The organism is Rhodanobacter sp. OK091, assembly GCF_900142825.1.
Taxonomy (GTDB): domain Bacteria; phylum Pseudomonadota; class Gammaproteobacteria; order Xanthomonadales; family Rhodanobacteraceae; genus Rhodanobacter.
Genome location: NZ_FRCH01000002.1, coordinates 629,759 through 644,284 on the forward strand (window position 1 = coordinate 629,759; position 14,526 = coordinate 644,284).

A 14,526-nucleotide genomic window follows, 5' to 3' on the forward strand; every position below is an offset into this window, starting at 1 on the left:
CGGGATGCAACAGCACGTGAGCAGAGTCTGGAATTTCAGCGCCGGTCCGGCAGCATTGCCGCAGGCAGTACTTGAACGGGCCCAGCGCGAGATGCTGGACTGGAACGGCAGCGGCGCCTCGGTGATGGAGCAGTCCCATCGCGGCAAGCGCTTCATCGAGATGGCCGCACGGGCCGAAGCCGATCTGCGCTCGCTGCTGGCGATTTCCGCCGACTATGCCGTGCTGTTCCTGCAAGGCGGTGCCACCCAGCACTTCGCGCAGATCCCGATGAACCTGGCGGGCGCCGGCGACAGCGCCGACTACATCGTCAGCGGTCACTGGAGCGAAAAGGCGGTCAGCGAGGCGGCACCGTATCTGCGGGTGAACGTGGCTGCCAGCGGTGAGGCCGGCCATTACCTGACGCTGCCGTCACGCGAAAGCTGGCAGCTCGACCCGCAAGCCGCATATGTGCACTACACGCCGAACGAGACGATACACGGCGTGGAATTCCACGACATTCCCGATGTTGGCGCGGTGCCGCTGGTGGCGGACATGTCGTCGAACATCTTGTCCGAACCGCTAGACGTCTCGCGCTTCGGGCTGATCTATGCCGGTGCGCAGAAAAACATCGGCCCATCCGGCCTGGTGGTGATGATCATCCGTCGCGATCTGCTGCAACGGGCCGGCCGGCCGATGGCACGGATCTTCCGCTATGCCGAGCATGCGGCACACGACTCGATGCTCAACACACCCAACACCTGGGGCTGGTATCTGGCCGGGCTGACTTTCCAGTGGCTGCAAGAGCAAGGTGGCGTCGCCGCCATCGGTGACCGCAATCGCGCCAAGGCCGAATTGCTGTATCAGTCCATTGACGGTTCGGGCGGTTACTACCGAAACCCGGTCGAGCCTTCCGCGCGCTCGCGCATGAACGTGCCTTTTACCTTGCACGACGCTGCACTGGATGCGGTGTTTCTGAAGGAGTCCGAAGCTGCCGGCCTGCTCGCGCTGAAAGGGCACAAGGCGGTCGGCGGCATGCGCGCGTCGCTGTACAACGCGGTGTCGCTGGAGGCCGTGCAGGTGCTGACAACATTCATGCGGGACTTTGCCCAGCGGCACGGCTGATTGGCCCACGCTGATCGACCCATGGCTGATTAGGCATGGAGAGCGCATTTCGGGCATGATGTCGTTCCATCATTTGGACTTCTTTACTTCCAGGCGGCTAAAGCATGACCGATCCAAAGACACCGCTGAGCGAGATGCGCGAGCGCATCGACAGCATCGATCGCCAGATCCAGCAGCTGATTTCCGAGCGCGCCAACCATGCGCAGACGGTGGCGAAGGTGAAAGGCTCCGGGCTTTCGGCGATCGATTATTACCGCCCGGAACGCGAAGCCCACGTGCTGCGCATGGTGGTGGATCGCAACAAGGGCCCGCTGTCCGATGCCGAGATGGTGCGCCTGTTCCGCGAGATCATGTCGTCGTGCCTGGCGCAGGAAGACCCGCTCAAGATCGGCTTCCTCGGCCCTGAAGGCACGTTCAGCGAGCAAGCTGTGCGCAAGCATTTCGGCCACGCCGCCTACGGCCTGCCGCTGGGCAGCATCGAGGAGGTGTTCCAGGAGGTTGCCGCCGGCCACGCGGATTTCGGCGTGGTGCCGGTGGAGAATTCCGGGCAGGGCATGATCCAGGTCACCTTGGACATGTTCCTCACCTCCGAAGCCACCATTTGCGGCGAAGTGGAATTGCGCGTGCATCAGTGCCTGCATTCGCAGGCCGGCAGGCTGGAGGACGTCAAGCGCGTCTACGCGCATGCGCAGTCGCTGCAGCAGTGCAAGACATGGCTGCGCATCAACCTGCCGGGCGTCGAATGCATCGCGGTCGGCAGCAATGCCGAAGCTGCGCGCCTGGCCCGACATGCCGATGACGCCGCGGCGATCGCCGGCGAGACGGCGGGCAAGGTCTACGGTCTCAAGACCGTGGCGCAAGGCATCGAGGACCGTGCCGACAACACCACACGCTTCCTGGTCATCGGCCGTTCGCTGTTTCCGCCTTCCGGCAACGACCGTACGTCGCTGCTGATCACCGTCAACGACAAGCCCGGCGCGCTGTACGACGTGCTCAGCCCGTTCGCCAAGCACGGCATCAGCCTGAACCGGATCGAGTCGCGGCCGGCGCATACCGGCAAGTGGCAGTACGCCTTCTTCATCGACGTCTCCGGCCATATCGACGACGACGCGTTGCAAGCCGCCGTGCACGACATCGGCGAGTCGGCGGCGACGATACGCGTGCTGGGTTCCTACCCGGTCGCGTTGCCTTGAGCCGCATGGAGATATCGGAGTGAATCGTCTCGACTGGAGCAGCAGCCGGCCAGGCCAGCCGCTGCACGGCAGCGTGCGCGTGCCCGGCGACAAGTCGGTTTCGCATCGCGCACTGATGCTGGCCGCGATCGCGGACGGCGAGTCGCGCATCAGCGGCTTTCTCGAAGGCGAGGACACCCGCGCCACCGCCGCCGTGCTGGCACAGCTCGGCGTACGCATCGAGACACCGTCGGCGGGCGAGCGCGTGGTGCATGGCGTCGGCCTGCATGGCCTGCGTGGCTCGTCGCAGTCGCTAGACTGCGGCAACGCCGGCACCGGCATGCGCTTGTTGACCGGCTTGCTGGCCGGGCAGGCGTTCGACAGCAATCTGATCGGCGACGCCTCGCTGTCGAAGCGGCCGATGCGGCGCGTCACCGATCCGCTGGCCTTGATGGGTGCGCGCATCGACACGCGTGATGGCCTGCCGCCGCTGCGGGTGCATGGTGGACAGCCGCTGCACGGCATCCGCTACGAATTGCCGGTCGCCAGCGCGCAGGTGAAGTCCGCGCTCTTGCTGGCTGGCCTGTATGGTATCGGCGAAACCGAGATCATCGAACCGCATCCGACTCGCGACTACACCGAGCGCATGCTGGCCGCGTTCGGCTGGCCGATCGCGTTCGAGCCGGGCCGCGCAGAACTTGACGGCGGCCATGTGCTGCACGCCACCGATGTGAACGTGCCTGCCGATTTCTCCTCGGCCGCCTTCTTCCTGGTCGCCGCCAGCATCGTGCCGGGCTCCGCGCTGCATTTGCCGGCGGTCGGCTTGAATCCGCGCCGCACGGGACTGCTGCACGCGCTGCGGCTGATGGGGGCGGACATCACGATAGAGCACGAACGCGAAAGCGGCGGCGAGCCTGTCGGCGATCTGCTGGTACGCCATGCACCGCTGCACGGCGTCGAGCTGCCCGAGTCGCTGGTGCCGGACATGATCGACGAATTCCCCGCGCTGTTCATCGCTGCGTCCGTGGCCAGCGGCCGTACCGTCATCCGCGGCGCCGCCGAATTGCGCGTGAAGGAATCCGATCGCATCGCGACCATGGCCACCGGTTTGCGCACGCTCGGTGCAGCCATCGAAGAGACTCCCGATGGTGCGATCATCCAGGGCGGCCAGCTTGGCGCAGGCAGCGTGGAAAGCCACCTCGACCATCGCATCGCGATGAGCTTCGCGTTGGCCGGCCTGGTCGCGAGCGGCCCAGTGCGTATCAACGACTGCAGCCACGTCGCCACCTCGTTCCCCGGTTTTCTCGAACTGGCCAACGGCTGTGGCTTCGCGCTGCAAAGCGTGAGCTGACCTGCGCCGCACGGGTGCATGTATCGTTGTAGTCACGCTTGTCACCTGGTTGAAGGATTATCCATGTCCAACGTTGTGCCCCCTTTCATCGTCGCCATTCCCGCGCGGTACGGTTCGACTCGCCTGTCGGCAAAGCCGTTGCGCGAGATCGACGGTGTGCCGATGGTGGTGCGGGTGGCGCAGCGCGCGCTGCAGGCCGGCGCCCGTCAGGTGGTGGTGGCGGTGGACGACCAGCGCGTCGCCGATGCACTGGCCGGGCAAGGTGTGGATATCTGCATGACTCGCAGCGACCACGCTTCGGGCAGCGACCGCCTGGCCGAATGCGCGGCGCACTACGGCTGGAGCGACGACAGCATCGTGGTGAACCTGCAAGGCGACGAGCCGTTTGCGCCGGCAGCCGGCATCCGCGCCGTGGCGCAGGCGCTGGACGGCGACGACGCGCCGATGGCGACCCTGGCCACGCCGATCATCGATGCCGAGGAATTGTTCGATCCGAACGTGGTGAAACTGGTGCGTACCGTCAATGGGCGGGCGCTGTATTTCAGCCGGGCGCCGCTGCCATGGGCGCGCGATGCGTTTGCCGTCGATCGGCAGGCGTTGCCGTCCGGTTCGCCGTTTTTGCGGCATATCGGCATTTACGCTTATCGGGCCGGATTTCTGGATCGCTACGCGCGGCTGCCGCGCACGCCGCTGGAGCAGACCGAATCGCTGGAGCAACTGCGTGTGCTGGAACACGGCCACGCGATTGCGGTGCGCCTGACGCCTGAGCCGTTCCCGCCCGGCATCGACACACTGGCCGATCTCGAACGTGCTGAACAGTGGTTGCGCACGCAGCATTGAGCCTCCACATCGGTCGGATTGCCATCCGCACCGCTAGAATCCCTCCATGCAGCCCGCGCAATCACCACCCTTCGACGGCAAGGCCTTCGTCCGCACGCTCACGTCCTCGCCCGGGGTGTATCGCCATTTCGATGCGGCCGGCGAGCTGCTGTACGTAGGCAAGGCCGGCAACCTCAAAAAACGCGTCGGCAGTTATTTCCTGAAGCCGCGGATGGAGCCGCGCATCGCTGCGATGGTGGCGCAGATCGCCCGCGTCGAAATCACCGTGACGCGCACAGAGGGCGAGGCGCTGCTGCTGGAATCGCAGCTGATCAAGTCGCTGAAGCCGCGCTACAACATCTTGCTGCGCGACGACAAAAGCTACCCGTACATCTACCTGTCCGGTGGTGAGGACTATCCGCGGCTGGCCTTCCATCGCGGCGCGCGCAACCTGCCGGGACGCTACTTCGGACCGTATCCGAGCACCTACGCCGTGCGCGAAAGCCTCAGCCTGATGCAGAAGCTGTTCAAGGTGCGCCAGTGCGAGGACAGCTATTTCCGCAACCGCTCGCGGCCCTGCCTGCAGCATCAGATCGGCCGCTGCACCGCGCCGTGCGTGCAGTTGATCAATGTAGAGGACTACCGCAGCGACGTGCGCCATGCCGAGATGTTTCTCGAAGGGCGCAGCAACGCCGTAATCGACGAACTGGCCGAGGCCATGGAGCAGGCCAGCAAGGCGCTGCAATTCGAACGCGCGGCCAAGCTGCGCGATCAGGTCGCTGCCTTGCGCCAGTTGCAGGCGCAGCATCACGTGCACGGCGCCAGCGCCGACATGGACGTGATTGCCTGCCGCATCGAGGCGGGCATGGCGTGCATCAGCGTATTGTTCTTCCGCAACGGCATCAGCCTCGGTACCCGCGACTTCTTCCCGCGGCTGCCGCTGGATGCCGAGCCCGCCGACGTGCTGACCCAGTTCATCGCGCAGTACTACCTGGATCGGCCGGTGCCGCGCGAACTGATTCTCGGTGAAGCCCTGGCCGACCAGCAGATCCTGACCGAGTTGCTGACCGAGCACGCCGGTCGCGCGGTGGAACTGAAATCCAGCGTGCGCGGCGATCGCGCTCAATTCCTGCAGATGGCCGAGCGCAATGCGCAGGCTTCGCTGACCGCCCGCCTGGCCAGTCGGCAGACGCTGGGCACGCGCTTCGACGATCTGCAGAAAGTGCTGGGGCTGGCCACCGTGCCACGCCGCATCGAATGTTTCGACATCAGCCACACCATGGGCGAGCTGACGGTCGCCTCATGCGTAGTGTTCGGGCCGGAAGGGCCGGAGAAATCGCACTACCGGCGCTTCAACATCACGGGCATCACGCCCGGCGACGACTACGCCGCGATGCATCAGGCGCTGACCCGGCGCTTCCGCAAGGTCGCCGAAGGCGAGGGTGCGCGCCCGGACATCCTGCTGATCGACGGCGGCAGCGGGCAGGTGGCGCAGGCGCTGGACGTGTTGAAGGAGCTCGGCGTCGATGGCATCGAGGTGGTCGGTGTGGCGAAGGGGCCGGGGCGGCGGGCGGGCGAGGAAACGCTGGTGCTCGCCCGGCTGGAATCAGGCAATCCCGGCCGCGAGCTGCATCCCGGCTCATCGTCGCCAGCCCTGCATCTGGTTGCCGCGGTGCGCGACGAAGCGCATCGCTTCGCGATCAGCGGCCATCGCAAACGGCGCGAGAAGGCACGCGAGCGCAGCGCGCTGGAAGATGTGGCCGGTATCGGTGCGCGCAGGCGTTCGGCCTTGCTCAAGGCATTTGGCGGCATGCAGGGCGTGGAGAGTGCCGGCATCGAGGAGCTGATGCAGGTCAAGGGCATCGATCGCGAACTGGCCGAACGCATCTACGCCAGTCTGCACGGCTGAACATTTTTGCGAATGCCGTGACTCGGCAGTAACGCGATGACGTGCGAAACTGCGGCAAATCACTGGAACAAACCATGCGCATCAACCTGCCGACCTGGCTGACCTTGTTTCGTGTCGCGCTGCTGCCGGTCATGGTGGCGGTGTTCTACCTGCCGTTTCCGGGCCACAACATCACCGCCGCGATCGTGTTCGTGCTGGCGGCGTTCACCGACTGGCTGGACGGTTATCTGGCGCGGCGGATGAATCTCACCTCGGCGTTCGGCGCGTTTCTCGATCCGGTCGCCGACAAGTTGATGGTGGCGGTGACGCTGTTCCTGCTGGTCGAGTCCCATCACAGCAACGGCTGGTCCGGTGTGGTGATGGCGGTGACCGCTGCGGTGATCGTGGGACGCGAGATCAGCGTGTCGGCGTTGCGCGAATGGATGGCCGAAATCGGCATGCGCGCGGCGGTCAAGGTCGCCTTCATCGGCAAGCTCAAGACCGTGATGCAGATGGTCGCGCTGGTGGTGCTGATCGTGCAGCACGAGAAGGAGGCTACCGCGCTGCGGCTGTACCACATCGGCGAGGCCTTGCTGGTGATTGCCGGCGTGCTCACGATCTGGTCCGGCATGTATTACCTGCGTGCGGCATGGCCGATTCTGCGCGGCGATGCACCGGAACAACCATCGAGCGGAAAGGGCGATGCGTGATCGGCCATGATGTCCGTCTGATCGATACGGGCTTGACGATCCGCATTCACGTATTAGAATGCGCGGCTCCAATGCGGGAATAGCTCAGTTGGTAGAGCACGACCTTGCCAAGGTCGGGGTCGCGAGTTCGAGTCTCGTTTCCCGCTCCAGTTTTTCTGCAAAGCCCCGACTCGCGCGGGGCTTTGTCGTTTTCAGGTCCGGCCGGTAGCTGGCAGAAAGTTCGATCGGATCGTGGCGTCACAGCTATTCACAAGCGACTCCGTTCTGCTATGATTCGCGGCTCCGATGCGGGAATAGCTCAGTTGGTAGAGCACGACCTTGCCAAGGTCGGGGTCGCGAGTTCGAGTCTCGTTTCCCGCTCCAGTTATTCGCAAAGCCTCGGTACACCGGGGTTTTGTTTTTTTGAAGCAAGCTGCGATCTCACGGTCGCGATGCACCAAGCAATGGCCAGGTGGCAGAGTGGTCATGCAGCGGCCTGCAAAGCCGCGTACGCCGGTTCGATTCCGACCTTGGCCTCCATTGCGCAACAGGCTGCGACCCAGCCCTCAAAACCCGCCGCCGGCGGGTTTTTTGTTGCGTGTTACAGGGCCGGATACGGACCTCACTTGCTTAGTTGGCACGAGCGTCGGCCTGCCACACGTGCGGTAGAAATCCGCTGGAACCGGCTGCAACGGCGCAACAAATATCCGTCGAAGCGGAGCCGTCGTTGCACCGCAGACAGCTTCGTTTGGTCCTGCGCGCCTGATTTGACGATCAGGAAGCACTTATTGCCGCTCAAAACCGTTGGCTACAGCGCGAAATTCCCCTACATTCACCCTGCCGAGAGGCATTCCAAACATTCCATCATCATTGACGACGGGGAAATCCATGGCAAAGACGCAGAATACAAAGAAGAAACCGGTAGCCAAGGCGAAAGCCGCACCTGCCGCTCCCAAGCCGATCAAGGAAGCCTTGAGCAAGTCCGGCCTGGTGGCGCATATCGTCGAAGCGAGTGGCGTGCTGGCTAAGGACGTGCGCGCCGTGCTCGCCGCGCTGGAAGGTGCCGTAGCCGGATCCGTGCACAAGAAGGGCGCCGGTTCCTTCATGCTGCCCGGACTGCTGAAGATTTCCGCAGTCAGCGTGCCGGCCAAGCCGAAGCGCAAGGGCATCAACCCGTTCACGAAGGAAGAGCAGTGGTTCGCTGCCAAGCCGGCGTCGGTCAAGGTCAAGATCCGTCCGCTGAAGAAGCTGAAGGACGCCGCGGCCTGATAGTTCTGACGCACCCAACGAGTGTCAGTCATCCGAGTGCGACGGCTTTGCCCGTCGCACTTTTTATTTGTGCCACGAAAAATCCTGCTTGGCGAAACGCGACTAGCGTGATGCCTGGTATTTGGTGCCCGGAGCGGGGGTCGAACCCGCATAGCCTTGCGGCCGAGGGATTTTAAGTCCCTTGCGTATACCAGTTTCGCCATCCGGGCCGGATGTTGAAAGCGCGTTGCAGACGGGCTGCAGGCGGCGCGAATCGTAGCATGCGCGCCTGTCTCGGCTCAGCGTAGTGCCGTGCGGATCAGAGCAGGCTCTTGAAGATGTGGATGCCGGCGCTGTACTCGCCGATGATCGTGCCCAGGCTGACCAGGAAGAAGTTGAGCAGGGTGCGTGCGACGCGGTTCTTCCACCAGCCGCTCCAGTGCACGATGTCGTCGCGCAAGGTGTCGAAGTCGACCACGCGGGGGCGACGCACCCAGGCTTCGGCCATCGCGCTGATGCCGCCGGCGGGGATGCCTGGGCGGAACGGTTTGATCGGTGCGGCGATGAAGGCGGCGAGAATGCTGAGCGGATGGCCACCTGCAGCCAGCGCACCCAACGCGGCGAAGCCTCCGGTGAACAGCACCCAGGCCGTCAGCGCTTGCGTACCCAGCGCGGCATTGCGATGGAAGGCATAGGCAATCGCCGCAAACACCAGCAACACCAGCGCCACTGCCAGCCATTTCGGCCAGCGCGCTTTGGGTGGCGTGGCGGCCAGTTCGGCGATGGTGGTGGCGGGATCGTTCTTCTGTTCTCGCAGCAGACCGCTCAGACCTTTGAGATGGCCGGCGCCGATCACCACCAGCACACGGCGGGGCTCGTCCGTCGCCGAACGTGCCGTTTCCTGGCGCAGGCGCGCGGCCATGAACGCATCGCGCTCGCCGATCAGGCTGTTGTACAAAGGCTGCGATTCGCTGGCGAATTCGCTGAACGCGCTTTCTAGCAGATCGCCTTGTTTCAGTTTCTCGATCTCGCCTTGTTCGATTTCCTCGCGCTCGAACACGCTGGCCAGCAGGCCGCCGAGCAGGCCGAAACGCTGCCAGAAGCCGACGCTGTGCCAGGCGCGCTTGAGCGTGGTGCCGACCTCGCGGTCGATCAGCCACAGCGGCAGGCTGCGTTGGTCGGCGCCATCCATCGCCGCCTTCATCTCGGCGCCGGGCTGGATGCCGGACTGGTCGGCCAGGCGCTTCTGGAACGTCGACAGCACCAGGCTGGCGGCGACCATGCCGGCCTTGCCCTGGCGGATCACCTTGAACAGATCCATCTGCTTGAACGCTTCCGGATCGCGCATGCTTTGCGCGCGGCTGTCGCACAGTTCTACCGCCACCGCATCGAAGTGCTCGTGCGCCAACAGCGCATCGACCGCGTCCACGCTGTTACGCGAGACGTGGGCGGTGCCGAGCATCACGTATTCGACGCCGTCACGCTGCACACGCTCGATCGGCTGGCCCTGCAAGGCAGGCAACAGGGCAAGGTCGGTTTCGGGAGCACTCATGCGATCAGCTGGCCGTTCACTAAGGGGAAATCCAAGCATGGGGACGACGGCCATGCGGAACAAGTTGCGGGTACGGGCATCAGCGCGGTTTCAGTCACGAAAGCGCTTGAGCAGATCGGCATAGGCGTCGATGCGGCGATCGCGCAGGAACGGCCAGATCCGCCGCACGTGCTCGCTGCGCGCCAGATCGACCTCGGCCAGCAGCAGTTCGCGCCCGTCGGTACCGGCCTGGGCGAGGAACTCGCCTTGCGGACCGGCGACGAAGCTCGAACCCCAGAACTGGATGCCGGCGCCGACGCCGGAGGGATCCGCCTCGTAGCCGGTGCGGTTGCACGACAGCAACGGCAGGCCATTGGCTACCGCGTGGCCACGCTGCACGGTGATCCATGCGTCGCGCTGGCGATCTTTCTCGGCTTGCTCATCGTTCGGATCCCAGCCGATCGCGGTGGGGTAGAGCAGCAGTTCGGCACCGGCCAGCGCCATCAGGCGCGCGGCTTCCGGATACCACTGGTCCCAGCACACCAGCACGCCGAGCCGGCCGACCGAGGTGTCGATCGGCTCGAAGCCGAGATCGCCCGGCGTGAAGTAGAACTTCTCATAGAACGCCGGATCGTCCGGGATGTGCATCTTGCGGTACTTGCCGGCGATCGCGGCCGAGCGATCGAACACGACCGCGGTGTTGTGATACAGCCCGGTGGCGCGTTTCTCGAACAGCGAGGCGACCACCACCAGCTTCAATTCCTCGGCCAGCTTGCCGATGCGCGCGGTGCCGGGACCGGGAATCGTCTCGGCCTGGTCGAAGATCTCGACGGACTCGTGCTGGCAGAAATACGGGCCGTTGTGCAGCTCTTGCAGCAACACCAGTTCGACGCCCGCCGCGGCGGCTTCGCGCAGGCCGGCTTCGATCGCGTCGAGATTGGCATCGCGGCTGCCGCGGTCGGTTTCCTGCAGCAGGGCGACCTTGAGGGTCTTGCGGGTCATCGGCTTCGATCCTGACTTGACTGCCTGTACTGGCAACCCGGCAAGTTTAGCGGATGCGGTAATCGCTCACGTCAAACCGGCAGGCAACTGCATGGTGATGCAGTGCAGGCTGCCGTTCTGCCAGATCAGCGGGCGGCAGGGCACCTGCACGATCTCGCGGCCCGGATGGGCGGTGCCGATGATGCGTGCGGCTTCGTCATCGGCCGGGTCGCCATACGCGGGCACCAGCACGGCGCCGTTGACGATCAGGTAGTTCGCGTAGGAGGCAGCGAGCCTGCGGCCTTCGTCGAGAATGGGTTTCGCCCATGGCAACGGGTATAGCTCGTATGGGCGGCCATCGACGGTGCGCAACGCGGCCAGCTCGGCGCCCATCCGTTGCAGTTCGTCGTGATGCGGATCGCTGGCGTCGTCGCAGGCCTGGAACACGATGCGCTCGCCCGGCGCGAAACGCGCCAGCGTGTCGATATGCGCATCGGTGTCGTCGCCTTCGAGGTAGCCGTAATCCAGCCACAGCACGCGCGCGGCGTGCAGGCTGTCGCGCAGGATCGCGCTCATTTCCTCGCGCGACTGTTCCGGATGCCGCTGCACCAGGCAGCGCCAGGTGGTGAGCACGCTGCCGGCGCCATCGCTTTCGATGCCGCCGCCTTCCAGCGCCCAGTCGATGCGCTTGTGCGCGGCGTGGCCGAATACGCCGGCGTCGACCAGCCCGGCGATCAGCGCGTCGTCCTGTTCGGCGCCGAACTTGCCGCCCCAGCCGGTGAAGCGGAAGTCGGTGAGCTGGAAACTTGTGTTGCCATCTTTCAGAGTGATCGGACCGGAGTCGCGCAGCCAGGTGTCGTCGTACGGCAGTTCGACGAAGCGGACTCGGGCGAGGTCGACGTTGGCACCGAGCAACTGCCCTTCGACGCGAGCCTGCAGCGCCGCGTCGGCCACCACGATGATCAGCGACTGGAAGCGGGTCACCGCGGCGGCGAGGGCGACGTAGGTGGTTTCCACCGCCGCGAGGCGTTCGGCCCAGTCGGTACCGGCATGCGGCCAGGCAATCAGTACCGCGGCCTGCGGTTCCCATTCCGCCGGCAGGCGCAAGGAGTGGTCGGTCATGCGGAGATATCTCGTGCAGTCGGAGAGGCGCCAAGGCGGCGGCCGGACTGCCCATTCTACGATGAGGTCATCGCCGTACACATAAAAATGCGGCCCGTGTCGCCACGGGCCGCGTCATCGGAAAACCGTATCAGTTGACCGCGGCTGGATCGGTGTTGTTGCCGGCCGGCGTGTTGAGCACGGCATGGATCACGTGCTCATGCTCGAAATACACGATGAAGCCCGGATATTCCCAGCGGTTGATCTGCGGATGCTTCTTCGAATCGCCGCCGCGTGGCGACAGCTTGCGCTGTGGCGCACCGTAGGCTTTCTCGACCTGGGCCATGCTCATGCCGCGGCTGGGCAGGTTCATGCCGTTTTCCTGCTGCACGCGATGGACCAGCAGGTTGTCCCCTTGCTGGCTGGCCTGGGCCACCTGTGGCGCAGCAGCAAAACCGGCAGTAGCGGCCAGCATGACGATGATCGGCAAACTGCTTGTGAACTTGACCATGGCTCCCCCTCTCCATACAAGGCTGTATGCGGCGTCGTTGTAGCAGAACCACCTATGCTACGCCATGCCGATGGGTGCCGATTGCGATGGATTGGGCATTCGGCCATCGCACGGCATAACCCGGTGGTTCGTCGAGAATAGCGCCATCACCGCTATCATGGTCGGCTGCGGACGATTGCTCCGCCCGGTTCGGATACTGTTTTTCATGATTTCCTTTCGACATTTTGCCTTGCGCCGCGGCACTCGCCTGCTGCTTTCCGATATCGATCTGGTGATCCAGAGCGGCTGGCGGCTGGGCGTGATCGGCCGCAACGGCTGCGGCAAGTCCAGTCTGTTCGCGGCCTTGCAGGGCAAGCTGGAGAGCGATGCCGGCGAGCTGGACATGCCGGCCAAGCTGCGGCTGGCCTCGGTGGCGCAGGAAACCCCGGCGCTGCCGGACGCGGCGATCGACTACGTGCTGGGCGGCGACGAGGAACTGGCCGCCGCGATGCGCGATGAGGCCGATGCCGGCGAACGCGGCGACATGGAGGCGATGGCGAAGGCGCATCACCGCATCGAGGAGTTGAACGGTTACGACGGCCGCGCCCGTGCCGGTCGCCTGCTGCACGGCCTGGGCTTTCCGCCGGAAACGCACGAGCGCGCGGTCAAGGAGTTTTCCGGCGGCTGGCGCGGGCGCCTGAACCTGGCCCGCGCGCTGATGTGCCCGTCCGACCTGTTGCTGCTGGACGAGCCGACCAACCATCTCGATCTCGACGCGGTGCTGTGGCTGGAGGAATGGCTGCGCCGCTACCAGGGCACCTTGCTGATTATCTCGCACGACCGCGAATTCCTCGATGGCGTGATCACCCACACGCTGCACCTCAACGACGGCAAGGCGAAGCTGTACACCGGCAACTACAGCGCGTTCGAACGCCTGCGCGCCGAGCAATTGCGCCAGCAGCAGATTTCGCATGAGCGCGAGCAGGCCGAGCGGGCGCATCTGCAGTCCTTCGTCGACCGCTTCAAGGCCAAGGCCAGCAAGGCCAAGCAGGCGCAGTCGCGCATGAAGCGGCTGGAAAAGCTGGCCGGTACCGAGGCCGTGCGCGCCGAGCGTCCCTTCAGCTTCCAGTTTCCGGTACCCGGGCGATTGCCCGATTCGATGCTGCAACTGGAGGACATCACGGCGGGCTACGCGACGGATGACGGCGATGATCTCAACATCATCCTGCGCGATGTCCGTTTCAGCCTGGAAGCCGGCGAACGGATCGGCTTGCTCGGCCCCAACGGCGCCGGCAAATCGACCCTGGTGAAGACCCTGGTCGGCGATCTCGATCCGTTCAGCGGCGAGCGCAAGGCTCACAAGGACCTGAAAATCGGCTACTTCGCCCAGCACACGGTGGAAAGCCTGCGCGAGGGCGCGAGCGCGCTGGACCACCTGCAGGACAAGGCGCCGAGCGCGACGATCCAGGTCATGCGCGATTTCCTCGGCACCTGGAATTTCGCGGGCGACCGCGCGTTCGAATCGGTCGACGGCTTCTCCGGCGGCGAGCGGGCGCGCCTGGCGCTGGCGCTGATCGCGTGGGACAAACCGAACCTGCTGCTGCTCGATGAGCCGACCAACCATCTCGACCTGGACATGCGCGAGGCGCTGGCCGATGCGCTGGCAGACTTCGACGGCGCGCTGGTGCTGGTTTCGCACGACCGCCATCTGCTCGGCATGGTCTGCGACAGTTTCTGGCGGGTGGCCGACGGCGTGGTGGAAAGCTTCGACGGCGACCTGGACGACTACGCCAAGTGGCTGCGCACGCGCGGCGCGACCAGCAAGAAGGCAGCCAAGGCCGGCGCGGCTGCGGCCAAGCCGGTGGTCAAGATCGTGCCGGAGGAAACACCCGAGGAACGCCGCCGCAACGCCGCTGCCCAACGCGAAAATGAGAAGACCTCACGCCAGCGCGTGAAGCGGATCGAAACCCGCAACGCCACCATCGATACCGAACTGGCCGCGCTGGAGATCCAGCTTTCCGATCCGGCCACGTACAACGGTTCGACCAGCGAGATGATGCGGCTGGGACAGCGCCAGACCGAACTGCGCCGCGAGAAGGAAGCGCTGGAAGCGGAGTGGCTGGAACTGTACGAACAACTGGAAGCGTAAGGTGC

General features: G+C 64.9%; 12 protein-coding genes and 4 tRNA genes. 11 read left to right on the forward strand and 5 right to left on the reverse strand.

Annotated elements, in window-relative coordinates:
- Nucleotides 1-16 precede the first annotated feature (16 nt).
- From serC to BUA26_RS12405, 10 genes are all read left to right on the forward strand, one after another.
- Nucleotides 17-1,102 carry a 3-phosphoserine/phosphohydroxythreonine transaminase gene (serC, locus tag BUA26_RS12360; RefSeq protein WP_072761573.1) on the forward strand — a complete coding sequence of 362 codons (1,086 nt, stop codon included), beginning with the start codon at nt 17-19 and terminating at the stop codon, nt 1,100-1,102.
- 104 nt (nt 1,103-1,206) lie between these two features.
- A complete protein-coding gene (gene pheA / locus BUA26_RS12365; RefSeq protein WP_072761113.1) occupies nt 1,207-2,295 on the forward strand; it encodes a prephenate dehydratase in 1,089 nt (362 codons plus the stop codon).
- A 19-nt stretch (nt 2,296-2,314) separates the two neighbouring features.
- Nucleotides 2,315-3,625: a 3-phosphoshikimate 1-carboxyvinyltransferase gene (gene aroA, locus BUA26_RS12370; protein WP_072761115.1), complete on the forward strand. Its 1,311-nt coding sequence runs from the start codon at nt 2,315-2,317 to the stop codon at nt 3,623-3,625.
- A gap of 63 nt (nt 3,626-3,688) precedes the next feature.
- Complete coding sequence (gene kdsB / locus BUA26_RS12375; protein ID WP_072761117.1) at nt 3,689-4,465, forward strand: 3-deoxy-manno-octulosonate cytidylyltransferase; 777 nt, start codon at nt 3,689-3,691, stop codon at nt 4,463-4,465.
- Between the two features lie 46 nt (nt 4,466-4,511).
- Nucleotides 4,512-6,353: an excinuclease ABC subunit UvrC gene (uvrC, locus tag BUA26_RS12380; protein ID WP_072761118.1), complete on the forward strand. Its 1,842-nt coding sequence runs from the start codon at nt 4,512-4,514 to the stop codon at nt 6,351-6,353.
- A 74-nt stretch (nt 6,354-6,427) separates the two neighbouring features.
- The gene (gene pgsA, locus BUA26_RS12385; protein ID WP_072761120.1) at nt 6,428-7,042 is read left to right on the forward strand and encodes a CDP-diacylglycerol--glycerol-3-phosphate 3-phosphatidyltransferase; all 615 of its coding nucleotides are present in this window, start codon (nt 6,428-6,430) and stop codon (nt 7,040-7,042) included.
- Between the two features lie 73 nt (nt 7,043-7,115).
- Nucleotides 7,116-7,191, forward strand: a tRNA-Gly gene (locus tag BUA26_RS12390).
- Between the two features lie 138 nt (nt 7,192-7,329).
- Nucleotides 7,330-7,405: transfer RNA gene (locus BUA26_RS12395), tRNA-Gly, on the forward strand.
- An 82-nt stretch (nt 7,406-7,487) separates the two neighbouring features.
- A tRNA-Cys gene (locus BUA26_RS12400) sits at nt 7,488-7,561 on the forward strand.
- Between the two features lie 348 nt (nt 7,562-7,909).
- Nucleotides 7,910-8,290, forward strand: coding sequence for an HU family DNA-binding protein (locus BUA26_RS12405; protein WP_072761122.1), 381 nt, complete (start codon nt 7,910-7,912; stop codon nt 8,288-8,290).
- A gap of 122 nt (nt 8,291-8,412) precedes the next feature.
- On the opposite strand, the gene BUA26_RS12410 is transcribed toward BUA26_RS12405, so the two are convergent.
- The 5 genes from BUA26_RS12410 to BUA26_RS12430 all read right to left on the reverse strand — a co-directional run bounded on the left by BUA26_RS12410 (nt 8,413) and on the right by BUA26_RS12430 (nt 12,393).
- Nucleotides 8,413-8,499 (reverse strand) — tRNA-Leu (locus tag BUA26_RS12410).
- Between the two features lie 89 nt (nt 8,500-8,588).
- Nucleotides 8,589-9,821, reverse strand: a complete 1,233-nt coding sequence (locus BUA26_RS12415; protein WP_072761124.1) for a TraB/GumN family protein — start codon at nt 9,819-9,821, stop codon at nt 8,589-8,591.
- Nucleotides 9,822-9,911: 90 nt separating this feature from the next.
- Nucleotides 9,912-10,802, reverse strand: coding sequence for a carbon-nitrogen hydrolase (locus tag BUA26_RS12420; RefSeq protein ID WP_072761126.1), 891 nt, complete (start codon nt 10,800-10,802; stop codon nt 9,912-9,914).
- 66 nt (nt 10,803-10,868) lie between these two features.
- Entirely contained in the window at nt 10,869-11,903 is a 1,035-nt protein-coding gene (locus BUA26_RS12425; RefSeq protein WP_072761128.1) for an agmatine deiminase family protein, read from the reverse strand.
- Between the two features lie 130 nt (nt 11,904-12,033).
- Nucleotides 12,034-12,393: a hypothetical protein gene (locus tag BUA26_RS12430; RefSeq protein WP_072761130.1), complete on the reverse strand. Its 360-nt coding sequence runs from the start codon at nt 12,391-12,393 to the stop codon at nt 12,034-12,036.
- A 205-nt stretch (nt 12,394-12,598) separates the two neighbouring features.
- Here BUA26_RS12430 and BUA26_RS12435 point away from each other — a divergent pair, with 205 nt between their 5' ends.
- Nucleotides 12,599-14,521: an ABC-F family ATP-binding cassette domain-containing protein gene (locus BUA26_RS12435; protein ID WP_072761574.1), complete on the forward strand. Its 1,923-nt coding sequence runs from the start codon at nt 12,599-12,601 to the stop codon at nt 14,519-14,521.
- The last annotated feature ends 5 nt before the right edge of the window (nt 14,522-14,526 follow it).

Excerpts from the sequence above, each read along its gene's own strand:
- BUA26_RS12430 (WP_072761130.1), bottom strand. The coding sequence starts at position 12,393 with ATGGTCAAGTTCACAAGCAGTTTGCCGATCATCGTCATGCTGGCCGCT.
- uvrC (WP_072761118.1), top strand. The coding sequence starts at position 4,512 with ATGCAGCCCGCGCAATCACCACCCTTCGACGGCAAGGCCTTCGTCCGC.
- BUA26_RS12420 (WP_072761126.1), bottom strand. The coding sequence starts at position 10,802 with ATGACCCGCAAGACCCTCAAGGTCGCCCTGCTGCAGGAAACCGACCGC.
- BUA26_RS12405 (WP_072761122.1), top strand. The coding sequence starts at position 7,910 with ATGGCAAAGACGCAGAATACAAAGAAGAAACCGGTAGCCAAGGCGAAA.
- BUA26_RS12435 (WP_072761574.1), top strand. The coding sequence starts at position 12,599 with ATGATTTCCTTTCGACATTTTGCCTTGCGCCGCGGCACTCGCCTGCTG.
- BUA26_RS12425 (WP_072761128.1), bottom strand. The coding sequence starts at position 11,903 with ATGACCGACCACTCCTTGCGCCTGCCGGCGGAATGGGAACCGCAGGCC.
- pgsA (WP_072761120.1), top strand. The coding sequence starts at position 6,428 with ATGCGCATCAACCTGCCGACCTGGCTGACCTTGTTTCGTGTCGCGCTG.
- kdsB (WP_072761117.1), top strand. The coding sequence starts at position 3,689 with ATGTCCAACGTTGTGCCCCCTTTCATCGTCGCCATTCCCGCGCGGTAC.
- BUA26_RS12415 (WP_072761124.1), bottom strand. The coding sequence starts at position 9,821 with ATGAGTGCTCCCGAAACCGACCTTGCCCTGTTGCCTGCCTTGCAGGGC.
- pheA (WP_072761113.1), top strand. The coding sequence starts at position 1,207 with ATGACCGATCCAAAGACACCGCTGAGCGAGATGCGCGAGCGCATCGAC.